17 protein-coding genes and 2 pseudogenes are annotated in these 23,625 nt (G+C 73.0%); 12 read left to right on the forward strand and 7 right to left on the reverse strand.

The genetic code is table 11. The features are described 5' to 3' along the window. The first annotated feature begins 4 nt into the window (after positions 1-4). The 12 genes and pseudogenes from AC061S_RS20070 to AC061S_RS20125 form a co-directional block, all read left to right on the forward strand. Positions 5-2,410 carry a xanthine dehydrogenase family protein molybdopterin-binding subunit gene (locus AC061S_RS20070; protein WP_478687334.1) on the forward strand — a complete coding sequence of 802 codons (2,406 nt, stop codon included), beginning with the start codon at positions 5-7 and terminating at the stop codon, positions 2,408-2,410. Positions 2,411-2,617: 207 nt separating this feature from the next. Beyond that, positions 2,618-3,442, forward strand: coding sequence for an FAD binding domain-containing protein (locus AC061S_RS20075; protein WP_478687335.1), 825 nt, complete (start codon positions 2,618-2,620; stop codon positions 3,440-3,442). Positions 3,443-3,477: 35 nt separating this feature from the next. After that, positions 3,478-4,761, forward strand: a complete 1,284-nt coding sequence (locus tag AC061S_RS20080; RefSeq protein WP_478687336.1) for an MFS transporter — start codon at positions 3,478-3,480, stop codon at positions 4,759-4,761. Then, complete coding sequence (locus AC061S_RS20085; RefSeq protein ID WP_478687337.1) at positions 4,758-6,284, forward strand: ATP-binding protein; 1,527 nt, start codon at positions 4,758-4,760, stop codon at positions 6,282-6,284. The genes AC061S_RS20080 and AC061S_RS20085 overlap by 4 nt, the downstream gene beginning before the upstream one ends. A gap of 12 nt (positions 6,285-6,296) precedes the next feature. Then, positions 6,297-6,638: a nuclear transport factor 2 family protein gene (locus tag AC061S_RS20090; protein WP_243334431.1), complete on the forward strand. Its 342-nt coding sequence runs from the start codon at positions 6,297-6,299 to the stop codon at positions 6,636-6,638. Between the two features lie 101 nt (positions 6,639-6,739). Then, entirely contained in the window at positions 6,740-7,387 is a 648-nt protein-coding gene (locus AC061S_RS20095; protein ID WP_478687338.1) for a TMEM175 family protein, read from the forward strand. 72 nt (positions 7,388-7,459) lie between these two features. Next, positions 7,460-8,773 carry an IS701 family transposase gene (locus AC061S_RS20100; protein WP_478687339.1) on the forward strand — a complete coding sequence of 438 codons (1,314 nt, stop codon included), beginning with the start codon at positions 7,460-7,462 and terminating at the stop codon, positions 8,771-8,773. A gap of 231 nt (positions 8,774-9,004) precedes the next feature. Then, complete coding sequence (locus tag AC061S_RS20105; protein ID WP_478687340.1) at positions 9,005-10,513, forward strand: GuaB1 family IMP dehydrogenase-related protein; 1,509 nt, start codon at positions 9,005-9,007, stop codon at positions 10,511-10,513. A 157-nt stretch (positions 10,514-10,670) separates the two neighbouring features. Next, positions 10,671-11,453: an FAD-binding protein gene (locus AC061S_RS20110; protein ID WP_478687341.1), complete on the forward strand. Its 783-nt coding sequence runs from the start codon at positions 10,671-10,673 to the stop codon at positions 11,451-11,453. 63 nt (positions 11,454-11,516) lie between these two features. Then, positions 11,517-11,954, forward strand: a complete 438-nt coding sequence (locus AC061S_RS20115; RefSeq protein WP_478687342.1) for a hypothetical protein — start codon at positions 11,517-11,519, stop codon at positions 11,952-11,954. A gap of 88 nt (positions 11,955-12,042) precedes the next feature. Next, the gene (locus AC061S_RS20120; RefSeq protein WP_478687343.1) at positions 12,043-12,843 is read left to right on the forward strand and encodes a VOC family protein; all 801 of its coding nucleotides are present in this window, start codon (positions 12,043-12,045) and stop codon (positions 12,841-12,843) included. Positions 12,844-13,403: 560 nt separating this feature from the next. Next, positions 13,404-13,550: pseudogene (locus tag AC061S_RS20125) on the forward strand (sigma factor-like helix-turn-helix DNA-binding protein); the annotation flags it as partial. Here AC061S_RS20125 and AC061S_RS20130 read toward each other — a convergent pair. From AC061S_RS20130 to AC061S_RS20160, 7 genes and pseudogenes are all read right to left on the reverse strand, one after another. Next, a pseudogene (locus AC061S_RS20130) lies at positions 13,539-16,487 on the reverse strand (ATP-binding protein); the annotation flags it as partial. The pseudogenes AC061S_RS20125 and AC061S_RS20130 overlap by 12 nt on opposite strands. 56 nt (positions 16,488-16,543) lie before the next feature. Further along, entirely contained in the window at positions 16,544-17,779 is a 1,236-nt protein-coding gene (locus AC061S_RS20135) for a histidine kinase (protein ID WP_478687344.1), read from the reverse strand. A gap of 286 nt (positions 17,780-18,065) precedes the next feature. Next, positions 18,066-19,841 (reverse strand): sodium/solute symporter, encoded by a 1,776-nt coding sequence (locus AC061S_RS20140; protein ID WP_478687345.1) that lies wholly within the window; start codon positions 19,839-19,841, stop codon positions 18,066-18,068. Between the two features lie 118 nt (positions 19,842-19,959). Next, entirely contained in the window at positions 19,960-20,235 is a 276-nt protein-coding gene (locus tag AC061S_RS20145; protein WP_478687346.1) for a hypothetical protein, read from the reverse strand. A gap of 210 nt (positions 20,236-20,445) precedes the next feature. Continuing rightward, positions 20,446-21,312, reverse strand: a complete 867-nt coding sequence (locus AC061S_RS20150; RefSeq protein ID WP_478687347.1) for a LytR/AlgR family response regulator transcription factor — start codon at positions 21,310-21,312, stop codon at positions 20,446-20,448. A 159-nt stretch (positions 21,313-21,471) separates the two neighbouring features. Continuing rightward, on the reverse strand, positions 21,472-22,416 hold the full coding sequence (locus AC061S_RS20155; protein WP_478687389.1) for an SCO0930 family lipoprotein: 945 nt from the start codon (positions 22,414-22,416) through the stop codon (positions 21,472-21,474). Between the two features lie 139 nt (positions 22,417-22,555). Then, the gene (locus tag AC061S_RS20160) at positions 22,556-23,596 is read right to left on the reverse strand and encodes a GDSL-type esterase/lipase family protein (protein WP_478687390.1); all 1,041 of its coding nucleotides are present in this window, start codon (positions 23,594-23,596) and stop codon (positions 22,556-22,558) included. Positions 23,597-23,625 lie beyond the last annotated feature (29 nt).

Here is a 23,625-nt window from a genome sequence, read left to right on the forward strand (position 1 = left end):
GGAGATGACCGCAGTCACGGGGGAGACCCCGCTCCAGGGCAACGGCGTGCTCGGGCAGCCGCTGGACAGCCGCGAGGATCCGCAGCTGCTGCGCGGCGAGGCCACGTACGTGGGCGACATCGACCTGCCGGGCACCGCCCACATGGCGATCCTCGGCAGCCCCGTGGCCCACGCGAAGATCCTCTCCATCGACACCAAGGCCGCCGAGCAGCTGCCGGGCGTGCTGAAGGTGGCCACCGCGGCCGACTTCACCGACGTCATGCCGCTGCCCTGCATCTGGATACCCGGCGGGGTCGAGAGCCACTTCCCGCCCCACCCCTACGGACTTCCCGGCTCCCGCCCGGTGCTGTCCGGCGACACCGTGCGCCACGTCGGCGACCCCGTCGCCGTGGTCGTCGCCGAGACCCCGCGCCAGGCCGCCGCCGCGCTCACCGCCATCTCCGTCGACTACGAGCCGCTGCCCGTGGTGACCCGCGCCGACGAGGCCCTCGCCGAAGACGCCCCCCGGCTCCACGAAGCCGTACCCGGCAACCTGAACGCGTACTGGACCTGCGGCGACAAGGACCGCACCGACGCGGCCATCGCCGCGGCCGAGGTCACCGTCGAGCTGGACCTGGTCAACCAGCGCACCATCAACAGCCCCATCGAGCCGCGCGGCGCGGTCGGCGACTACAACCCGGCCACCGGCGAGTACACGCTGTACGCCTCCACCCAGGGCCCGCACAACCACCGCTTCCTGCTGTCCGCCCTGGTCCTCGGCATCCCCTTCAACAAGCTCCGCGTCGTCGCCCCGACCGTCGGCGGCAGCTTCGGCACCAAGGGGTACCTGTACCCCGACATGCCGCTGGTCCTACTGCTCTCCAAGGCGCTCGGCCGGCCCGTGAAATGGGTCGACACCCGCACCGGGCTGATGAACTCCACCGTCCAGGGGCGCGACCACCGCCAGCACGTCACCCTGGCCGGCACCCGCGACGGCCGGATCACCGCCGTGCGCTGCACGAGCTACGCCAACCTCGGCGCCTACCCGTCCACCATCGGCCCCGGCGTCGCCACCGCCCTGATGGGCCGCTCCATCAGCGGCATGTACGACATCGACGCGGCCTTCTGCGAGGTCTACGCGGCCTTCACCAACACGGTCCCGCTCGGCGCCCAGCGCGGCAGCGGGCGCGCCGAGGCCGCGTTCCTGATGGAGCGGCTCGTGGACCGGTACGCCTCCGAGATCGGCATGGACCCGGCGGCGGTGCGCCGCAGGAACCTGGTGCCGAAGGAGAAGTTCCCGTACGACAACGGCCTCGGCTGGACCTACGACTCGGGCGACTACCAGCTCAACTTCGACCGGGCCATCGAGCTCTCGGGCTACGCCGACATGCCCGCCCGCAAGACTGAGGCCCGCGCCCGCGGCAAGCGGCTCGGCGTCGGCATCGCCTCCTACGTGGCGATCTGCGGGGTCGGCCCCTCCACCCGGATGTCCAAGGAGGGCATGCTCGGCGGGACGTGGGAGAGCGCGAACATCCGCGTCCACCCCACCGGCGAGGTCACCGTCACCGTCGGCTCCGCCTCCACCGGCCAGAGCCACGGCACCGTCTTCGCGCAGGTCGCCGCCGACGAGCTCGGCATCGACCCGGCGCAGGTCCAGGTGTACGAGGGCGACACGCTCAAGGCACCGTACGGGCAGGGCACTTACGGCTCGCGCTCCTACAGCATGGCCGCGCCGGCCATCGCCCTCACCGCCCGGAAGATCAAGAGCAAGCTGGTCAAGGCCGGAGCCGTCTTCCTCGGCGTGACCGAGGACAAGGTCGTCTACGCGGACGGCAAGGTCTTCGAAGAGGGCAACGAGGAGAACACCAAGACCTTCGCCGAGCTGGCGATGGCCATGTGGTACGGCTGGGGGCTGCCCCCCGAGATCGAGCCCGCCCTCGACGAGACCACCCACTTCGACCCGCCGGACTTCAACTACCCCTTCGGAACGCACGTCGCGGTCGTGGAGATCGACGAACTGACCGGCGAGACCGAGGTGGTGGCCTACACCGCCGTCGACGACGCGGGCCACATCGGCAACCCGAAGATCGTCCTCGGCCAGATCGAGGGAAGCATCCTGCACGGGCTCGGCCAGGCCCTCATGGAGCACGCCGAGTACGACCGCGACGGGCGGCTCGTCAGCCGGGACCTGAACCACTACGCGCTGCCGCGCGCCATCGATGCGCCGTTCTTCACCCTCGACAAGACGGTCACCCCCTCTCCGCACAACCCGCTGGGAGCCAAGGGCGCCGGCGAGATCGCCACCGTGCCGCCCGCCGCGGCCGTCGTCAACGCCGTCGTCGACGCCCTGTCCGACCTGGGCGTCCGGCACATCGACATGCCCGTCACCCCCGAGAAGGTCTGGCGCCGCCTGAGAGGGGAAGCCCATTGAATCCTCCCCTTCCCGGAGGAGGGGGATTCCTGGCTCACGCAGCCTGGCGGACCAGCGGCCCGTCAGGTCTTCCACGATCAGCGCCAGCCGGGTTGAAACCAGCCCGGGTAACAGCAATACGAAAGGAGGGTTGCACGTGCTTGGTTCTCGCTACGCACTCTCCGTAGTGCACTGTACCCGATTCTGTGACGGCGTCAGGAGGTTCAGGTGATCCTCACCGAGTTCGACTACGTACGCCCCGTCGGCCTCGACGAGGCCCTGACCCTGCTGGCCGGCCGCCCCGGCGCCCGGGTGCTGGCCGGCGGGCAGAGCCTGCTGCCCGGCCTGCGCACGGGGGAGGACCGGGCCTCCCTGCTCGTCGACGTCCGCCGGCTGGAAGAGCTCCGGGGGATCGAGCGGACCTCCGGGGGGCTCCGGATCGGGGCGATGACCACCCTGGCCGAACTGGCCGCGGACCCCCTGGTGCTGGCCGGGGCGCCGGAGATCGCCGCCGCGGCCCGCGCCAACGGCGACCCCCAGGTCCGCAACCTCGGCACGGCCGGCGGCAACCTCGCCGCCACCGGCCGGGCCACCGACCTGCCCGTCGCGGCGATGGCCGCCGGAGCAACGGCCGAACTGGCCGGACCGGGCGGGGTGTCGACGCTCACCGCCGAGGAACTGGCCGCCTCCGGCGTCCCGGCGGGCACCGTCATCACCGCCCTGCTCGTCCCGGCCGCCGGACGCGCCGCCGCCTTCGAGAAGACCGCCGACCGGGCGACCCGCTACCCGGTCTGCGCCGCCGCCGTACGGATCACCCCCGACGGGCCGCGCATCGCGGTCACCGGGGCCACCGCCCGCGCGATGCGGCTGCGCGGGGTCGAAGAACGGCTCGGCGGGGGCCCGTACACGACGGAGAGGGTGCTCGCGGCCTTCCGCGCCGAGCCCCGGGAGCTGTTCGTCCCGGGGCGCGGCACCTCGGCCGAGTACCTCGGCCACCTCGCGGGCGTACTCACCGCCCGCGCGCTCACGAGGGCCGTGCGGGCACCCGCCTGACCGCCCACGACGGGGGAGTTGAAGCAGTGGAACCGTTGCCCACGACGAAACGGACCGCACCGTCCGCGACCACCACGGGGGTCACCTCGCGTCCAGCCGCCGGCTCCGCAGGCGCACCGGGAGGCTCCGGCTTCCGGGTGGTGGGCGCGGTTCTCGTCCTGCTGATGCTCTCCTCGTCCGTCCCCTCCGCCCTCTACGTGCTCTACCAGCAGGAGTGGGGCCTGTCCTCGGGCATGATCACGGTGGTCTTCGCCCTGTACGCCGTCACCGTGCTCGCCGGACTCCTGCTGTTCGGCTCGCTCTCCGACACCCTCGGCCGGCGGCCCGTACTCGCCGCGGGGCTGGTCCTCGCGATCGTCTCCATGGGGCTGTTCGCCTCTGCCCAAGGGCTCGGCCTGCTGCTCGCCGCCCGCGCCGTGCAGGGGCTGGCGGTGGGCCTGGCCACCGGGGCCATGGGCGCCGCCCTGCTGGAACTCGCCCCCCGCTCCCGGCCCGCGCTGGGAGCCCAGGTCAACAGCGCCGGCCCGACCGTGGGCATCGGCCTCGGCGGCATCGGGGCCGGGCTGCTCGTGCAGTACGCGCCCGCTCCGACCGTCCTGACCTACCTGCTGCTCGTGGGGGCCTTCGCCGTCTGCCTGATCGGCGTGGCCCGGATGCCGGAGAGCGCCCCGGGCCGGGCGGGCCGGAGCGGCGGACGGCTGAAGATCGCCCCGCACCGGATCCACATCCCCGCCGCCGTGCGCGGCCGCTTCGCCGTGCTGATCCTGACCATCGTGGCCGTCTGGTCGGTCGGCGGCTTCTACCTCTCGCTCGGCCCGCACCTGGTCCTCTCCCTGCTCCGGAGCACCAACTACCTCGTCGGCGGAGCCACCGTGGCCCTCCTCGCCGGCGCCGCCACCGCCGCCCAGCTCCTGCTCGGCCGCACCGAGGCCCTGAGGACCGCCGTCCTCGGCCTGTTCGGCCTGCTCGGCGGGCTGGGCCTGGTGCTCCTCGCGCTCGGGCTCGGCTCGGCGCCCGTGTTCCTCGTGGCCACCGCAGTCCTCGGAGCCGGCTGGGGCGCCGCCTTCCTCGGCTCCTTCCGCGCGCTGAGCGCCCTGGCCGAGCCCGCGCACCGGGGCGAACTGACCGCCGCCGTCTATGTGTTCGCGTACCTCGCGATGAGCGTGCCGGCGGTGCTGGCCGGACTGCTCACCAACATCCACGGGCTGCACCGCACCTCGGTCGGCTTCATGGCCACCGTCGCCGCCGTGTGCGCGCTCGCCCTGCTGGCCACCCTGCGGCTGGCTGCCCGCACCAGGACGGAAGGGAGCACCGCATGAGCGTTGCCCCGGGCTCCGCCGAGCTCCGTACCGCCCTGCGCGGGCTGGAGATCTTCGAGGGCCTCACCGAGGAACAGCTGGACTGGCTGGTCTCGGTCTCCGCACCCCGGGTGCTCGCGGACGGGGAGGTCCTCTTCCGTGACGGGGAGGAGGCCACCGGCTTCCACGTCCTGCTCTCCGGGGGCCTCGTGGTGACCAAGGTCGTCGACGGCCGCGAGGAGGTCCTGACCCGGCACTCCACCGAGGAGGAGAGCGCCGCCGCCGAGGACCACGACGGCAAACCCTCGGCCGCGCACCGGTTCACCGGCGAACTGCCGCTGCTGACGGACGGGGCGTACGTGGCCACGGCCGCGGCGAGCGGGCCGGCCACCACCGTGGTGGCGTACGCGAAGCCCGTCTTCTTCGAGATGCTGACCCGCTGCCACGGGGTGGCCGCCGTACTGATCCCCGTGCTGGCCTGGCGCATCAAGTCCTCCGAGGTCCAGGCGCGCAAACGGGCCACCGTCGAGGCGCTGGGCACGCTGGCGGCCGGGCTGGCGCACGAGCTGAACAATCCCGCCGCCGCCGTGGCCCGCGCCGCGCAGGAACTGGCGCCCGCACTGGACCAGCTCACGCGCACCGCCCAGGTCTGGGGCGCGGCCGCCACGGCCGCCGAGCGCTCCGTGTTCGAGCAGCTCGCCGACGAGCTGGACAAGGCGCCGCCGCCGGTGGTCGCCGATCCGCTGGCCCAGGCGGACACGGAGGAGGAGATCGCCGACTGGGCCGAAGAGGCCGGCGCGGAGCGGGCCGGACTGCTCGGCTCGGGGGTCTCCGACCTCGGACTGGACCTGGGCGGGCTGCTGGAGCGGCTGGAGGGGGTCGGCGAGCCGGCCCTGCCCGCGGCCCTGGACCACCTGGCGGCCCTCCTGGAGATCCGCTCGCTCGCCGCGGAGCTGCGGGCGGCCGGTCCGCGGATCTCGCAACTGGTGTCGGCCACCCGGGATTACGCCAATCTCGACCGGGCCCCCGAGCAGCGCTTCGCGGTGACCGACGGACTGGAGAACACGCTGGTCGTGCTGCGAGCGAAGCTCGCCGGGATCGTGATCGTGCGCACGTACGAACCCGGCCTGCCCGAACTGACGGGCTATCCGAGTGAGTTGAACCAGGTGTGGACCAACCTGGTCGACAACGCGGCGGCCGCCATGGAAGGCGCCGGAACCCTCACCCTGCGGGCCCGGGTCGAAGGCGTCTGCATGGTGGTGGAGATCGCCGACACCGGCTCGGGCATTCCCGCGGAATCCCTGCCGAGGATCTTCGAACCCTTCTACACGACCAAGGACGTGGGGAAGGGCACGGGTCTCGGTCTGCACCTCAGCTACCGCATCGTGACCCAGCGCCACCACGGGTCGATCACGGCCCGCTCGCGCCCGGGGGAGACCCGCATGACCGTCCGGCTGCCGCTGTCCGGGACCGACCCGTCCTGCGCCGTGCCGGCCGTACCCACTGATCCGACCGATCCATCTTCATCGAAATCGAAGAGCTGAAAGGGAGTCGACATGCCCAAGTACGACATCTCCACGCTGCACCCGGTGTTCGTCCGGCAGATGGACGCGCTCGCCGCCCTCGACATCGAGGCGGTCATGAAGAACTACACCGACGACGCGGTGCTGTTGCGCTTCGAGGGCGTCTCCGTCGGCATCGACGCGGTGCGCGAGACGTTCACCGGGTACCTGACGGTGAAGCCCACCCTCGTGGAGCTGCAGGAGTACGTCGAGACCGACGACACGATCTTCTACCGGGCGATCATGAACCTGAACGGCGAACCGGAGCACGCGTTCGGAACGCTCGTGGTCCGTGATGGCCGAATCTGGCGGCAGACAGCGGGATTCGGCGGCTGATTGCCGAAATCTGGGTAGCGTGTGCGGGGAGGGCGGGGATGTGCGCCCTCCCCGTATGTGCGGCAGCCGTAGATATATGCAAGAAGCGCGAAGGGGAGGTCATGGAAACGGAAACCGGCCGGGTCGAGGCATTCAGTGACGGCGTATTCGCGATCATCATCACCATCCTTGTCCTGGAATTGAAAGTTCCGGAAGAAACCGGCTCCGATTTCTGGCACGGAGTGCGGGAGCAGTGGCCGCACTACGCCGCCTATGTGGTGAGTTTCCTCATCATCGGCGTGATGTGGGTGAACCACCACACCATCTTCAGTCACATCAAGCGGGTCGACCGCCCCCTGCTGTTCCTGAACCTGCTGGTGCTGATGGTCGTGTCGGTGATCCCGTACACCACCAACGTGCTCGCCGAACACCTCATGGAAGAGGGGGGATCGGCCAACGCGGCGGCCGTCCTCTACAGCCTCGTCACCGTGGCCTACGCCCTGGCCTTCATGGCCTTCTGGTGGTACGTCACCCGGGTCGGGCACCTCTTCCACGACCAGGTGGACAAGGATGGCGCCCGGGCCACCAGGGTCCGCTTCGGGCTGGGTGCCATCGCCTACCCCTGCACCGTCGCCCTGGCCTTCTTCTCCGCTCCGCTCACTCTCGTCGCCCACTTCCTGATCGCGCTCTACTATGCGGCGAACCAGATCCCGATCCCCCTCGTGGTAGAAGAAGAGCGGCTCGAATCTGTCAGCGACCTCAGGAAGTAGCCGTCGGGACCTACGGCCGTTCTCCGCGGTCAAGTAGGGTATTGGATCTAGCTGGTCGCGGGGGAGGCCCAGATGGCTCGCGTAGTCCTGCCGGAGGAATCCACGAAGGAAATCTCCGAATTGATCGACGTTCTGATCTCGCTCTTCTTCGAGTCGTTACCCCGGCGGGACCAGCGAAACTGGGCCCGCGTATACCTGAACGGTCTGGTGCGGACCAACGGAAAGAAAACAATTCGTAACATCGCCGGAACAGGGGCCAGTTCCGTCGAGCAGAGCCTCCAGCAGTTCATCAGCAAATCCCCCTGGGACTGGACCCCCGTCCGCCGCTCCCTCGCCCAGCACCTGGAACGCACCGCACAGCGCCCGCTGGCCTGGGTGGTGCAGCCCATGGTCATCGAGAAGGCCGGCGACCGATCGGTCGGCGTGGGCCGGCAGTTCGTCCCCCAGCTGGGCCGCACCGCCAACTGTCAACAGGCCAGCGGAATCTGGCTCACCTCCAGCGATGCCGGCTTCCCCGTCGAATGGACCCTCACCCTCCCCGGGCCCTGGACGGCGGAACTCCTGCGACGACGGCGGGCCGGCATCCCCGACACGGCCCGCTCGCTCACCCCCGCTCAGGACGCGGTACACGCGGTCCAGCGGATGGCCGCCACCTGGCAACTCCAGCGCAGGCCCGTGGTGATGGAAGTGTCCAACGGCGAACTGCCGCAGTGCATCGAATCGTTCGCGATGCAGGACATCCCCTTCGTTTTCAAGGTGGACGGCACCCTGCCCGTCTCCTTCGGCGGGGCGGGCCGGCACAAGCCCGGCCCGCACACCGCGCCGGCCCGCGAGCTCATCGACTCCCTGCGCTCCCAGCGGCGCGTCGTCGAATGGACCCGGCACGGCCGCGCCGAGGGAGCGGTCACCCTGCTCACCTCGGCCGCCATCTTCGCCACCCCCGGCGAGGACCGGCCGGCCCCGGCCCCGCCCACCCCGCTGCTGCTCGTCGGGGCCTGGACCGAGGCCGCCCTGCTGCCCTCGGAGTTCTGGATCACCAACATCGGGGACCGGCCGCTCGCACAGCTGTTCCTCCTCGCCAAACTCACCGACCGGGTCGCGCTCGACTTCACCGAGGTCTGCGAGCCCGCCGGAATCCGCGATTTCGAGGGCCGCTCCTTCCGCGGCTGGCACCACCACGCAACCCTCGCCAGCGTCGCCCACGCCGCGATGCTGCTGGGCGCGCGCGGACGGGGCACCCACCCGTCGCAGCTCGAGCCGTACCCCGGCCCGGCCCGTACCGCCCCCACCCGTACGGTCGCCGCGGCCCACGCCGCCGGACCGCCCGTGCTGCCGCCGAGACCGGTCATCCCCGGGCAGAGCCCGCGCCGCGAGTACATCCGCTGATACCTGACATCGCCGAAGGGCAACGCGCGTGGTGCGCCCGCCGGACGGGGCTTCGCGGTGGCCGTCGGCACGGGGGGGCTCCGTCCACCGCCGCGCGGACCCTCCGGTGCCGGGCACGGGCGGACCCGCCGGTGCCGGGCCGGAGGACCAAGGTCCCGTAGGAAGCGACCATCCGGCCCTAAATGTCCTGGACGATCGGCCGGGGCGGTGTGAACTCCAGGTCGTGTGAGAATGAAGTACGTGCGTTCCTCGACTGCCCTGTCGGGGTCACCTCCGAACGACTGGGATGTTCAGCACGTGCGTTTTCTCAATGACCTGAAGCCGCCGTACGACCTGACGTACGACGATGTATTCATGGTGCCGAGCCGCTCCGCGGTCGGTTCCCGGCAGGGCGTCGACCTCTCCGCGCCTGACGGCACCGGCACCACCATTCCGCTGGTCGTGGCCAACATGACCGCCATCGCCGGCCGCCGGATGGCCGAGACGGTCGCCCGCCGCGGCGGCATCGTCGTGATCCCGCAGGACATCCCGATCGACGTCGTCACCGACGTCATCTCCTGGGTGAAGACCCGCCACCTCGTGCTCGACACCCCGATCACGCTGGCCCCCACCCAGACCGTCGCCGACGCGCTGTCCCTGCTGCCCAAGCGCGCCCACGGCGCCGGCGTGGTCGTCGACGCGGACGGCCGCCCGGTGGGTGTCGTCACCGACCACGACCTGACCGGCGTGGACCGCTTCACCCAGCTCTCCGAGGTCATGTCGAAGGAGCTCCTGCTCATCGACGCCGACATCGACCCCCGCGAGGCCTTCATCAAGCTCGACGCCGGCCACCGCAAGCTGGCCCCCGCCGTCGACAAGGACGGCAAGCTCGTCGGCATCCTCACCCGCAAGGCCGCGCTGCGCGCGACCCTGTACACCCCGGCCACCGACGCCAACGGCAAGCTGCGCATCGCGGCCGCCGTCGGCATCAACGGCGACTTCGTGGCCAAGGCCAAGCAGCTGCTCGACGCGGGCGTGGACACGCTCGTCATCGACACCGCGCACGGCCACCAGGAATCGATGATCAGCGCGATCAAGGCCGTCCGCGCCCTCGACCCGCAGGTCCCGATCGTGGCCGGCAACATCGTCGCCGCCGAGGGCGTCAAGGACCTGATCGACGCCGGCGCCGACATCATCAAGGTCGGTGTGGGCCCGGGCGCCATGTGCACCACCCGCATGATGACCGGTGTGGGTCGCCCGCAGTTCTCCGCGGTGCTGGAGTGCGCCGCCGAGGCGAAGAAGCACGGCAAGCACGTCTGGGCCGACGGCGGCGTCCGTCACCCGCGCGACGTGGCGATGGCGCTGGCCGCCGGTGCGTCGAACGTCATGATCGGCTCCTGGTTCGCCGGTACGTACGAGTCCCCGGGCGACCTGCAGCAGTCGGCCGACGGCCGCCTGTACAAGGAGTCCTTCGGCATGGCCTCCGCCCGCGCGGTCCAGAACCGCACCTCGGAGGAGTCCTCGTACGACCGCGCCCGCAAGGGTCTCTTCGAAGAGGGCATCTCCACCTCGCGAATGTTCCTGGACCCGGCCCGTCCCGGCGTCGAGGACCTGATCGACTCGATCATCGCGGGCGTCCGCTCCTCCTGCACCTACGCCGGTGCGGCCTCCCTCGCGGAGTTCGAGGAGAAGGCCGTCGTCGGCATCCAGTCCGCGGCGGGCTACGCCGAGGGCAAGCCGCTGCACGCGAGCTGGAGCTAGTCGCTCCGCGCTCCTCACCACTGCGCCGGGGTCCCCGTGGGGGCCCCGGCGCAGTGCTGTCCGCCGCCCGTCCGAGTGCTGCGCCAGCGCCCCCGCCCACACTGCCGACCGCCGACGATGCGTCGCGCTGCCCCAGGCCGTGGAAAGGTGAAGACAGGTGGACACATTCAGCCGAGGCTTCGGGCGGACCTCCGTCGTTCCTCCCGAGGCGGTGGTGCGGGAGGACGAGGGCGACACCGTGGCGGAGGCCATGCGGGAGGCGGCCGCGGCCGGCCGCGACATGACCGTCCGGGGAGCCGGCCGCTCGACCAACACGCAGACGCTCACCCCCGGGGTCGTCATCGACAACTACCGCCCCGATGCCACGCCGCGCTTCGTCGGGGACGTTGGGGACGCCGGGGACGTCGGGGACGAACACCTGGTGGAGGTCCCGAGCGGGATCACCTGGCTCGAACTGGAGAAATGGCTGAACCGGCACGGCCGCTCCAATCCCGTCCTCCCCAGCTACCTCGACATCACCGTGGGAGGGATCCTCTCCATCGGAGGGTTCGGCCTCGCTTCCGTCCGGTCCGGACTGCAGAGCGACCAGGTCCACGAGATCGAGCTCGTCGACGGAACGGGCACCTCGCGCCGCTGTTCCGACCGGGAGAACTCCGAGCTGTTCCGCTACGCCCTCGGCGGCCTGGGGCAGGTGGGGTTCATCAAGAAGGTGGTCCTGAAGACGGTTCCGTACCTGCCCGTCACCCGGGCGGCCCGGGTCGAGCACACCGGACTGGCCGACCTCACGGAGTTCATGACGCACGGCGTGCAAGAGCCGTGGGTGTCGAGCTTCTTCGGCATGTACGACCGGGCCGCCTGGTATTCGCACGTATCGCTCACCGACGACGCGCCCGCGCCCGCGGACCCGGCGCAGGAGTTCCTGGTCCCCGACTACATGTAGTTCAGCCACGGGGAAACCGCGAAGCACCTCCACCACCTGCTCGAAGAGGACTCCCACGCGAACATGTGGGTGGACCACGTCTTCGACGAGGAGGGCTTCAAGCTCTTCACGAAGAAGGTGGAGGGCATGCTCGACGAGTATCCGGTCTCCGAGACCCTGGTCGCCCTCTACTTCCTGGTGATCCGGCGCCCCGAAGCGGCCACCCCCTTCGTCCTCGCGCCCGTGGTGGACGCCCCCGTCCAGTACCTGATCGGCATCTTCACGGCAGCCGGGACCGCCGATTCCCGCGGGATCTCCGAGACCAGGCGCGTCCTGCGGGAACTCCTGGAAGCCTGCGCGGAGGCCAAGGGCCGTCCGTACCTCTACGGCACCCACGACTTCGACACGGACCTCCTGGAGCGCTTCTACGGAGCCCCGGCACTCCAGCGCCTCCGGGAACTGCGCGAGGAGCACGCGCTGACCCACTTCGCCCGCCGGGCCTTCGGGGCGGTCGCCCCGTAGGACCTGTGCCCCGCGCCCGTGGACCGACGGGCGGGGGCAGGTGTCCGGTGCCACGCTGGTCGTACTCGATCCGCGAAAGGCAGTCGTCATGATCACCACTGACTTCGTCCCCGGCTCCCCCTGCTGGCTCGACCTCGGCGCACCCGACGTCCCCGCCGCCGCGGCCTTCTACGGCGCCGTCCTCGGGTGGGACTACGAGTCCATGGCGGGCGAGGGGGAGGACATGGAAGGCGGCATGTTCCGGAAGGACGGCAAGATCGTCGCCGGGCTGGGCAAGCTCACCGAGGAGGGCGCCCGGCCGGCCTGGATGATCTACTACAGCGTTCCCGACGCCGAGGCCACGACCCGCGCCGTCCAGGGCGCCGGCGGCACCGTGCGGGTGGAGCCGCGGAAGCTCGACGAGTGGGGCACGATGGCGCAGTACAGCGACCCGCTGGGGGGCCAGTTCGCCGTCTGGCAGCCCGGGGAGAACAAGGGCGTCGACCTCGTGGACCAGCCGGGATCGCTGTCCTGGACCGAGCTGTACACGAGCGACGCCGCGGCCGCCCGGGAGTTCTACGGGGGCGTCTTCGGCTGGCAGTTCAGCGATATGCAGATGCCGGGCGGCGAGGGCACGTACACCCTGATCACCCCCGCCGGGCTGCCCGAGGGGCGCATGCAGGGCGGCCTCATGGAGCTCTCCCCGGAGGACCTGGCCGTCGCGGGCGGACGGCCGTACTGGCACCCGGTCTTCCACGTCACCGACTGTGACGCGGCGGTCGCCGAGGTCACCGCGCGCGGCGGCAGCGTGCAGATGGGGCCCACGGACGCCGAGGGCGTCGGCCGGCTGGCCGTCTGCCTCGACCCGTCGAACGCCGACTTCGTGGTGCTGACCCCGACCGAGGACTGAGCCCCCTCCGGCCCTCCCCTCCCCCCGGCCCCCCCGCCGTCCTCCCGGACGGCGGCGGGGCCTGCCGCGTACCACCCGCCGCCGCGCCCCGGCGACCGTTCACCGACGGGGGACGACCGGTGGGCGCAGGACGGGGCGGGATACGTCAGGCGGCGGATAACTCCGCGCGCACGGTCCGGCACGCTCAGGGCATCCCGACCCGGAAGGGGTAGCCCATGTTCGCGGCCGCCGGCACCGTCACCCGCCGCCGCACCGACGCGTACGCCCTCGCCCGGCTGGAGAGGGAACACGGCAAAGCGCTCTACCTTTGACCTTGACCAGTGCTCCGCCGGTTACGGTGGAGGTGAAGGCCATCCTTGAAGCGAAGGCGTGGAAGGCTGGAGTTCGCTATAGTCATTGGTGACCTCAGCGATAGCCAAGCTGAAGTCGCTGAGGTGCAGTATGACTTGAGCGAGTCTCGTACTTGCTCCGGCGGCCGGGAGGGTCGTCGCCGGACAGGCATGACCTGTCAAACCCACCAGGGCGACCTAGGGGGGAATCTCCCGGCTTCAGTCGGGAGAGAGCTTCAATTCCGCGGAGCCAGCGTCTGCAAGGTCGCCAAGGCGCTCGGGGTGCCCGCAGGCACGGTCAAGTCCCATACGTACTACGCCCTGCGGGCCCTGCGCGCGCTCCTGCCCGGCTACGATGACGGCCACCTCCGCGCGTGAGCAGACCTCCAGCTTCGCCAGGATGTGCGAGACGTGCGTCTGCACGGTCCGGCGGGACAGGAACAGCGCCGAGGCGATCTCGGGGTTCGTCCGGCCCCGCGCGACGAGCAGCGCCACCTTCAGCTCCGCCGGAGTCAGCGCCTCCCACCCCCGCGCCGGCCGCCGCCGCGCCGCCCGGCTGCCCCGGCGCACACCCAGGCTCCGCAGCCGGGCGTCGGCCCGGGCGATGTCCCACCGGGCGCCGAGGAGCTCGTACGAGGCCACCGCGCCGGTCAGCGCCGAACGCGCGCCCGGCAGGTCCCCGTGCCAGGCTCGGGCCACCGCCAGGTCCTCCAGGGTCTGGCCCGCCACCAGCCCGCCCCGCGCCAGCGCGGCCGTCTCCGCCAGCAGCTCCGGGTCCTGCGCGAACAGTCCGCGGCAGCGCAGCAGCGCCAGCGCCGGCCCCGGCTGCTCCGGCAGGGCCGCCGCCGTGCGGGCGCAGGCGGCCACCGCCGACCGGGCCGCACCGGTGTCCCGCACCTCCAGCGCGAGCCGGACGGCCTCCGACAGCGCCCAGGGACGGTCGAAGGCCACCGCCTCGTCCACACCGTCCTCCAGCGCGGGCAGCAACGCCTCCAGCGCCCCGCGGGGACGCCCGTCGCGCTCCGCCAGCAGGGCGCGGGCCAGCAGGACGTACGCGGTGTGCCGGCGGGCCGCGGGCGGCTCGCACGCGTCCGGGCCTAGCTTGGCCAACTCCGCCCGGGCGGCGTCCTGTTCGCCCCGGTGGCCCAGGATCAGGGAGCGCAGCCCGCAGGTCAGCACCGGCAGCCAGCCGTCCGACACGGGCATGCCCTCCGCCCGGGCGAGGCCGGCCAGTGCCGCGTCCCAGTCGCCGAGCCGGTAGCGGAGATCGGCCAGCAGGGCTTCGGTGACCACGAGCCGGCCGGTCGAACCGGTGCGGGCCGCCAGCTGCCGGGCCTCGCGCAGCGCCGCCGCGGCGGCGTGCGGCTCGTCGAACCGCAGATGGCCCTCGGCCTGGTTGGCGAGCAGCAGCAGCCGCATGTCGTTGGCGTCCGGGCTGCGGCGGGCGTGCGCGATCCCGGCCGCCACGTGGTGCAGGGACTCCCGGCCCCGGTTGAGGTGGAACAGTGCGAAGGACATGGCGTGTTCGGCCTCCGCGCCGCAGAGCGGATCGCCGAGCAGCCGCGCCCGATCGACCAGCGGACCGGCCAGCGCGTACGCCTCCTCCGGCCGGTGCAGATCGGCCAGCGCCAGGACCCGGCACGCCTCCAGGCGCAACCGCAGTGCCGCGCAGGGGGTCTCCCCGGCCGGCACCGCCGCGGCCAAGGCCTCCTCGGTGACCTCCAGGGACCGGGCCATGTCCCCCTGGATCATCAGCGCCGACACCAGCTTGAAGGCGAGGGCGGCCCGCCGCCCGGGATCCCGCGCCCGCTCCCGCAGCGTACGGAGCAGCTCCATGGACTCGGGCCGCCGCAGCATCAGCGCGGCATCGGCGAGCCCGTCCTCCAGGGCCTCCCGGTACGGGCTCCCGGTCCGGTCGGGGGGCTGCTCCGCGTACCGTTCCGGGCCGTGCCCCGCAGGGTGCCCGGCGCGGTGTCCCGCTTCGCGCCCCGCGTCGTGTCCCGCGCGGTGCCCCGTGGTCCGTCCGCCGTCCCGGTCCGCGCACTGGTCCACGGCCCGGCGCAGCAGCGCGGCCGCCGTCTCGGGTGCCACCGCGGTCAGGGCCCGCGCCGACTCCGCCGTCCACCGCACCGCCCACGGGTCCAGCGCCCCGCCGGCCAGCAGCTGCCCCGCGGTCCGGGCGGGATCGAGCCCGGCCTCGGCGAAGGCCCGGGCGGCGTCCTGGTGGAGGACCGTACGGGCGGCCTGCGGCAGCCCCGCGTACAGGGCGAGCCGCACGGCCGGCTGCCGGAACCGCAGGGCGTCGCCGTCGGTGGGGTGGTACCCGGGCGGACCGGCCGGGAGCCCGGTGGGCAGGGGGCCCGGTTCCAGCACCCCGGCCAGGAGCGGGGCCTCCAGGTCCGCGAGCAGGTCCCGGACGGGGAGCGACCGTACGAGGGCCAGCTCGCGCGCCGTGAAGGCCGGTCCGAGCAGGGCGGCGTGCCGGAGCGTGGCCAGGGCCGCCGGGGGGAGCCGGCTCAGCTCGCGGGTCGCCGCCTCCGGGGGCGGTGGCAAGTCTCGGACGGGGAGGGTCAGTTCGGCGGAGCCCTCGCGGACTTCGATGACTCCGGACCAGTGCGCGAGCAGCTCCCGCAGCAGCCGGGGATTGCCGCCCGCGTGCCCGGCGGCCTCCCGCAGCCGGGGGCCGGGCGGCACGCCCAGCACCTCCCGGACCAGTGCGGCCGACTCCGCCCCCGTCAGCGGCTCCAGCCGCAGCGTCCGCCCGCCCGGCCCGCCGCCCAGGGAGGCGCACAGCTCTTCCACCTCCGCCCGCCGGGGCAGCCGCCGCCGGGCCGTCAGCAGCAGCAGGGGCAGCCGCTGCGCAGCCCGCGCGAGGTGGCGCCACAGCAGCAGGGAGGCCGGATCCGCCCACTGGAGGTCGTCCAGGGCCAGGAGCAGCGGCCGGCGCGCGCACCACTCCTCCACGTCGGCGGCCAGCAGGTCCACGGCCGCCAGCAGCGCCCCGCCGGGCTCGGCCGACCGGGCGGCCTCCCGCAGCAGGGCCAGTGCCCGCGCCCGCCCCGGGCCGGCCGGGTGCAGGCAGTCCAGCGCCGCGCGCAGCGGGAGCCCGGTGCCCAGCGCCTCGGCGGCCCCGTACCGCACCCGGCAGCCGAGTGCGGCCGCCTCGGCCAGCGCCTCGCGCAGGAAGGCCGTACGGCCCGCGCCCGGCTCCCCTTCCACGATCAGGCAGGCTCCGCCGCCCTCCGCGCCCGCTCGTACCCACGTCCGCAACGCGTCACGGCACTCGTCGCGGTGCTGTTCTCGCCCGACCCGCACGTCGGCGATCCCTCCGGTCGTTCGCGCCTCCTCCAGGATGGCAGCTCACGGGCCCGTCAGCGCCGGGGGATTCGGCCAGGTGGGGCCGAACTGTGCACTCCAGCACGGTATTTGGGAATCCGAACCGTAATCTTCATGCCGGCGCCCACGCCTGTTTCGATGACGAGCCCGTGCCCGTCCCCGTAGACCTGGCGCAGCCGCTCGTCCACATTGGGCAGTCCGATGCCCGAGGAGGACCCGGCGTGGTCCCCGGCCAGGATCCGGCGCAGCAGGGCGGGATCCATCCCGACGCCGTTGTCCTCGATGGTGATCAGCGCCTCCGCGCCCGCGTCCCGGGCCGCGATGGTGATCCGGCACTCCTCGGTGGAGTCCTCCAGTCCGTGCTTCACCGCGTTCTCCACCAGCGGCTGCAGGCAGAGGAACGGCAGCGCCACCGGCAGCACTTCCGGCGCCACCTGCAAGGTCAGCTTGAGCCGCTCTCCGAACCGGGCGCCGGCCAGCGCCAGGTACTGCTCGATGGACCGCAACTCCTCGGCCAGTGTGGTGAACTCCCCGTGCCGCCGGAAGGAGTACCGGGTGAAGTCCGCGAACTCCAGCAGCAGGTCCCGTGCCCGCTCCGGGTCCGTGCGCACGAACGAGGCGATCGCGGCGAGGGAGTTGAAGATGAAGTGCGGGGAGATCTGCGCGCGCAGCGCCTTGATCTCGGCTTCCATCAGCCGGGTCCGCGAACGGTCCAGCTCGGACAGCTCCAGCTGTACGGAGACCCAGCGCGCGACCTCGGTGGCGGCCCGCACCAGCACCGCCGACTCCCGCGACCCGTAGGCCACCAGCGCGCCCAGCATCCCGTCCTCGCCGGTCAGCGGGGCCACCACGGCCCACTTGAGGGGGCAGTCGGGCCGCTCGCACTCGGTGCGCACGCTCTGACTGCGCCCCGAGTCCAGCATCACCGCGACCCGTGCCATCGCCCGGCGCTCGTGGTGGTCGGCGCCCGGGCCGTCCCAGGCGAGGACGTGTCGGCGGTCCGTCAGGCACAGGGCCTCGGTGCCGAGGAGGGAGCGCAGGCGCCGGGCGGCCTTGCGGGCGGCGTCCTCGGTGAGGCCGGCGCGCAGCGGGGGAGCGGCGAGGGAAGCGGTGTGCAGGGTGTGGAAGGTGGCCCGTTCGACGGGGGTGCCGAGGTCGAGGCCGAGGGCGCGCTCGCCCCGCCGGGCCTGCCGGCGACCGCCGATCCAGCCGAGCCCGAGCAGAAACATCCCGCCGGCCACGCCCAGCATGGAGAGTAGTGCTCCGGTCATAGGTTGCCGCCCTTGGGTGCTCTGGTCACCAGGGCGAGAAGCGCCACTTCGCCCCAGTGGGGGACCTCAGCCCGCATGATTGGGTATGCTCCGTTTCGTGCGCTGCGAGAACCAAGCGCGCACGGTGTGCTGATCGAGAACCAAGACAGCGCAAGCATCGCAATTTTTTGCCGTACCAAACCGGGCTGGTTCCAACCCGGCTGGCGTCGATCGTGGAAGACCGGTTGGGTCGCTGACCCGCAGGCAGCGTGAGTCAGGCATCCCCTTGCTTCAGCTCGGGGAGGGTTCAAAGAGCATCGCCCTTTCCGGTGGGTGTGGCGGAGGCGACCGTGCCCCCGCCACCCGCCGGGGCCGGCTCCGACACGTCCTCCGGCAGGTGGAGCCGCGCCAGCGTCGCCGCCGTGCCCGGCGGGATGCGCCCGCGCGTACCCAGCGACACCACCACCATCGTCAGGAAGCCCAGCGGGACCGACCACACCGCAGGCCACGCCAGCAGCGTGTTCGCCCATCCCGCCGGAGCCAGCCCGGCCCGCGTCGCCAGCACCGCGCCGAGCGCCGCCCCGCCCCCTGTCACCAGCCCCGCCACCGCCCCCGGCGGCGTCAGCCCGCGCCACCAGATCCCCAGCACCAGCAGCGGACAGAACGAGGACGCCGACACCGCGAAGGCCAGCCCCACCGCGTCCGCCACCGGCACCTCGGTCACCGCCGCGCTCCCCGCCAGCGGCACCAGGATCGCCACCAGCACCGCGACCCGGAAACTGCGCACCCCGCGCGAAGGCAGCACGTCCTGGTGCAGCACCCCCGCCACCGCCATCGTCAGCCCCGAAGCCGTGGACAGGAACGCCGCGAACGCGCCCCCCGCCAGCAGCGCCCCCAGCAGCTCCCCGGCGAGCCCGCCCACCACCCGGGCCGGCAGCACCAGCACCACCGCGTCCGCCTCCCCGGTCAGGGCCAGCTCCGGGGTGTAGATCCGGCCCAGCGTTCCGTACACCGGCGGCAGCAGGTAGAAGGCGCCGACCAGGCCGAGCACCACCAGCGTGGTGCGCCGCGCCGCCCGGCCGTTCGGGCTCGTGTAGAAGCGCACCGCCACGTGCGGCAGCCCCATGGTCCCGAGGAAGGTGGCCAGGATCAGCCCGTACGTGGCGTACAGCCGCAGCTCCGGCCGGTCCCCGGACAGCGGCTCCGACCAGCTCGACACGCCGGATGCGGCCTCCGCCCGGCTCTGCGGCACCGCGGAGTGCGGGGAGAACTCCAGCCGCGCGTGCGCCCGTACGGAATGCTGCCCGGCCCCGAGGGTCACGGGCTGCCCCGCGTACGCGTGCCCGTCCGCCTGCCCGGTGACCGTCACCGTCAGCGGCGCGTCCAGGGAGAGCCGTACGTCCTCGGCCAGCGTGACGGCGGTGTGCTCGCGGAACACCGCCGGGGCGTCGAAGGAGGCGCGCGGAGCGCCGTCCCCCGCCCAGGCCGCCAGCAGGAAGAACGCGGGGACCAGCAGGGCGGTGAGCTTCAGCCAGTACTGGAAGGCCTGCACGAAGGTGATGGACCGCATCCCGCCGGCCGCCACCGCCGCCGTCACCACGCAGGCGACGACCACCCCGCCCACCCAGTGCGGGGCCCCGGTCAGGATTTCCAGGGTCAGCCCCGCGCCCTGGAGCTGCGGCAGCAGGTACAGCCAGCCGACGCCGAGCACGAACAGCACCGCGATCCGGCGCACCGCCTGCGATTCGAGCCGGGCCTCGGCGAAGTCGGGCAGCGTGTACGCGCCCGAGCGCCGCAGCGGGGCCGCGACCAGCACCAGCAGCACCAGGTACCCGGCGGTGTAGCCCACCGGGTACCAGAGCATCTGCGGCCCCTGGAGCAGCACCAGCCCGGCCACGCCGAGGAACGAGGCCGCCGAGAGGTACTCGCCGCCGATGGCCGCCGCGTTGAGGCGCGGGCCGACCGTGCGCGAGGCCACGTAGAAGTCCGAGGTGGTCCGGGATATCCGCAGGCCCAGCGCGCCGACCAGCACCGTGACCAGGACGACGACGGCGACCGCGGTCAGCGCGTACGTCTGGTTCACCGGCGGGTCCTTCGGCTGGGGCGCGGGCGCGGCCCTGCGCGGGTGTCGGGGTTCCGGGAGTCTACGCACGCCCCCGGACCGGGCAACAGGCCCTCTCGCAGGTCAGGCCGGATATGGCTCAGCGGGCGGGATCGCGGTGCTCCGCGCAGTCCCGCAGGGCGATCTCCAGCTCCACGTACGATTCCTCGGCGCGCCGGAAGGCCAGCGTCAGCGCCGCCGCGGCCCGGGGCGGCAGGTGTCCGTCCACGCCCTCGTGGGCCTCGTACAGGACGTCGGCCCAGCGCGCGGCCGCGCTCCGCAGGCGGGCCAGCAGCACCTCGGCCTCGGCGGGACCGGCCGGCCGGGTGCGGGGCAGTCCGGTCAGCGCGTCGAGCAGCGCCTGGATTTCGGACATCTGCTTCCTCCCGGGGCCGAAGATCCACGATACCCGCGGGGGCCCGCCCGGCCGGGCGGCCCGGCCACCGCTGCGGCCGACGGCCCGGGCCGATCGCCGTACACCCCTCCGGGCGCGGTGAACGGTGCGTCGCCGCGCCGGACGGTCGGCGCGCCCCGCCGGGGCCGCTTCGTCCGGGCCCCGGGCCGGCGCCCCGGACCCCGGCGCGGTTCAGCCCATTGCCTGGCGCATCAGCAGGTCCCTCAGTTCCCGTGTGTGCCTGCGGCTCACCTGGAGTTCGGCCGCGCCGACGCGGACCGTGGTGGTGCCCGCATCCAGGCGCAGTTCGTCGATGCGGGCCAGTGCGACCAGGTGGCGGCGGTGAATGCGGACGAAGCCGCGTGCCGCCCATCGCTCCTCCAGCGTGGACAGCGGAATCCGTACCAGGTGGCTGCCCTCGTCGGTGTGCAGCCGGGCGTAGTCGCCCTGGGCCTCCACGTACGCGATGTCGGCGATCGCCACGAAGCGGGTGACGCCACCCAGTTCGACGGCGATCTGGTCGGGTGCGCGGTCCGCGCCGCGGGGGGCGGAGGACGCGGCGACGGCGGGGACGGCGGGGGCGGGGACGGCGGCCCCGGGGGTCTCGGGGACGGCCGCGCGGGCCGCCAGTACGGCGGGCGCGGCCGCCGCGGGTTGCTCACCCGACCGCCCCGACTGGGCGCAGGCCCGCCGCACGGCCTCGGCCAGCCGCTCCGGCCGTACGGGCTTGAGCACGTAGTCCACGGCCTTGAGGTCGAAGGCCTGTACGGCGAACCCCTCGTGCGCGGTGACGAACACGATCAGCGGCGGCCGCGCGAACCCGGCCAGCAGCCGGGCGACGTCCAGCCCGGTCAGCCCCGCCATGTGGATGTCGAGGAAGACCACGTCGATGACGTCGGCCCCGTCCGGGCCGCTCTCCAGCGCCCGGGTGATCCGGCGCAGCGCCTCCGTGGCGTCCGAGGCGCCCTCGGCGCTGAGCACCCGGGGGTCGGAGCGCAACAGGTAGAGGAGCTCTTCGAGCAGGGGCTTCTCGTCGTCGACGGCCAGTACGCGCAGCATGGTGCGGAGTCTAGGTTCCGCCCGGCCGGGGCGAAACGGTGCGCGGCCCCCGCCCTCGGGGAGGGGAGCGGGGGCCGCGCGGTCGGTTGGTCCACGGGGTCGGTGCACGGGGTCGGGCTACGGGACCGGTCCACGGGGGGACCGGTCGGCCGGCCCGGTCTACTGGACGGTGATCAGCTTCCCGTCGGGGGCGACCGCGTACCAGGTGCCGCCGACGCCCTGCCCGTTGATGTCGCCGGCCTTCTTGTCACCGGTGAAGGTGTAGACGGGCCAGCAGTTCACCGTCTGCTGCTTCTTGCCGTCGGGGCGGTCGAGCACCAGGTAGTTCTTCTCGATGATCCCCTTGGCGTTGGCCTGGTCCACCGGTGGCACGACCGGCCACTTGGCCACGCAGTCGCCCTCGCACTTGGAGACCATGGGCCACGCGGTGTCCGGCTTGAAGCGGTAGACCGTCATCCCGTTGCCGTCGACGATGTGGTCGCCCAGCTTCGGGTCCTTGGCCACGGTCAGCGCACCGGAGGTCTGGCCCGCGCCGCTGGGCGCGGCGGCCGCCTTCGCCGCCTTCTTGCCGTCGGGGGCCGCCGCGAACCAGGTGCCGCCGACACCCTGCCCGTTGGTCTCGCCCGCCTTGGTGTCCTTGCTGTACCGGTACACGGGCCAGCCCGCCACCGTGAGCTGCTTGCTGCCGTCGGTACGGACCACCTCGCCCAGCAGCGCCGGGTCCATGCCCGCCGCGGCGGTGGCGTCGCCGGCCGCGACCACCGGCCAGACCTTCGCGCAGTCCCCGTCGCAGGTGGACTTCGACGGCTTCGCGGTGTCCTTGTCGAAGCGGTAGAGGGTGAAGCCCGCGCTGTCGGCGAGGACGGAGCCGAGCTTCTCGTCCTGTGCGATGGCCAGTTGGCCGGCCGGCTTGGCGGCGCCGCCCGCGGCGGCGGCGTCGGAGCCCGAGCCGTAGCCTTCGCCCGAGGAGGGGGCCTGGGAGGGGGCGACCGCTCCGGCCGGCTTGGCGGCGTCGCCCGCCGAGTCGCTCCCGCCGCACGCGGTCGCGGTGAGTGCGACGACGACCGCCACGGCCGCCAGGGTGGTTCCGCGCTTGATGCCCATCTTGATCTCTCCCACGTGTGTGTCCCTCCCTGCGCCGCCGCGTCCATCCGTTTGAGCGGAGTGGAGCGGCGGCAACTGTGTGCAGGACACGCCTCGTCGGAGCCGATCTGTTCAATTCCTCCGATGTGGGCTGTTTCACTCACCCCGCGTCGAACCCGGCCCGCTTCATGGCCGTGGCCACAGCGAGGCCGAGCGTGCGGTGTCCGGCGTCGTTGGGGTGCAGGCCGTCCGCCAGGTGCTCGGGGCCGAGCAACTCCCGACCCGGCAGCAGCACCAGCCGTTCGTCCCCGGCGGCGATCCGCTCCCGGGTGGCGCGTTCCATCGCGTCGCGCAGGGCGCCCAGGGTGGCGCCCAGCTTGTTCGGGGTGCGCTCCGCGTCGGGGCGCAGCACGGGGGAGAGGAGGAGCAGCGGGGTCCGCGGGTGGCCCTGGCGGACCAGTTCGAGGAACGCGCGGGTGGTTTCGTACAGCAGTGGGGCCGAAAAGGGCACGCGCGACCAGCAGTTGGTGCCGAAGGCGAGGGTGAGGGCGTCGGCGGGGAGTACGGCGATCTGCTCGGCGCAGGCCAGCTCCCCGCGCGCGGCCCCCGCGTAGCCGAGGTTGACGGTGTCCCAGCCGAGCGCCCGCCCGGCCACCGACGGCCAGCCGTGCGCGGGCCGGGTGGACCACCAGCCCTCGGTGATGGAGTCGCCGTGCACCACCCAGCGGGTGGTGGTCGGCGCGGGGGCGACCGGGCCGCCGATCCCGCGCAGGCCGAGGATCAGCGGGGACTGGGTCTCGGGCGGGTGGATGGTGAACGGGCCGGAGCTGCCCGGAAGTTCGAGGCGTACGACGGCCTCGGCGGCCGGCTCGGTGTACAGCTCGCTCACCACCCCGTGGCGGTCCCACAGGGCGAACCCGTGCGCGAGGTCGCGCAGCGCGTCGGTGGGGCCGGGCACGGTCGCCCGGTAGTGGATCTCCACCGCCCGGGTGCCGGGCGCGGTGAACTCCAGGCGCACCCCGATGGGCAGCGTGGCCCGCTCGCCGGTGTCCCAGGGAAGCCGCATGGTGTCGGTGGGGTCGGCCCGCACGGGGCGGCCGCCGTCGAGCCAGGCGACGCCGCGGAGGAAGGGCGCGGGGTCGAGCCACGGTCCGCCGTCCGCCGCGACCGCGTGCGGGCCCGCGGGCGTGTCCGAGCCCAAGTCCGAGCCCAAGTCCGAGCCCAACTCCG

The organism is Streptomyces sp. CA189 (genome assembly GCF_056428985.1).

Excerpts from the sequence above, each read along its gene's own strand:
- AC061S_RS20155 (WP_478687389.1), bottom strand. The coding sequence starts at position 22,416 with ATGGGCATCAAGCGCGGAACCACCCTGGCGGCCGTGGCGGTCGTCGTC.
- AC061S_RS20085 (WP_478687337.1), top strand. The coding sequence starts at position 4,758 with ATGAGCGTTGCCCCGGGCTCCGCCGAGCTCCGTACCGCCCTGCGCGGG.
- AC061S_RS20115 (WP_478687342.1), top strand. The coding sequence starts at position 11,517 with ATGTGGGTGGACCACGTCTTCGACGAGGAGGGCTTCAAGCTCTTCACG.
- AC061S_RS20100 (WP_478687339.1), top strand. The coding sequence starts at position 7,460 with ATGGCTCGCGTAGTCCTGCCGGAGGAATCCACGAAGGAAATCTCCGAA.
- AC061S_RS20095 (WP_478687338.1), top strand. The coding sequence starts at position 6,740 with ATGGAAACGGAAACCGGCCGGGTCGAGGCATTCAGTGACGGCGTATTC.
- AC061S_RS20145 (WP_478687346.1), bottom strand. The coding sequence starts at position 20,235 with ATGTCCGAAATCCAGGCGCTGCTCGACGCGCTGACCGGACTGCCCCGC.
- AC061S_RS20070 (WP_478687334.1), top strand. The coding sequence starts at position 5 with ATGACCGCAGTCACGGGGGAGACCCCGCTCCAGGGCAACGGCGTGCTC.
- AC061S_RS20090 (WP_243334431.1), top strand. The coding sequence starts at position 6,297 with ATGCCCAAGTACGACATCTCCACGCTGCACCCGGTGTTCGTCCGGCAG.
- AC061S_RS20120 (WP_478687343.1), top strand. The coding sequence starts at position 12,043 with ATGATCACCACTGACTTCGTCCCCGGCTCCCCCTGCTGGCTCGACCTC.
- AC061S_RS20105 (WP_478687340.1), top strand. The coding sequence starts at position 9,005 with ATGAAGTACGTGCGTTCCTCGACTGCCCTGTCGGGGTCACCTCCGAAC.
- AC061S_RS20135 (WP_478687344.1), bottom strand. The coding sequence starts at position 17,779 with ATGACCGGAGCACTACTCTCCATGCTGGGCGTGGCCGGCGGGATGTTT.
- AC061S_RS20150 (WP_478687347.1), bottom strand. The coding sequence starts at position 21,312 with ATGCTGCGCGTACTGGCCGTCGACGACGAGAAGCCCCTGCTCGAAGAG.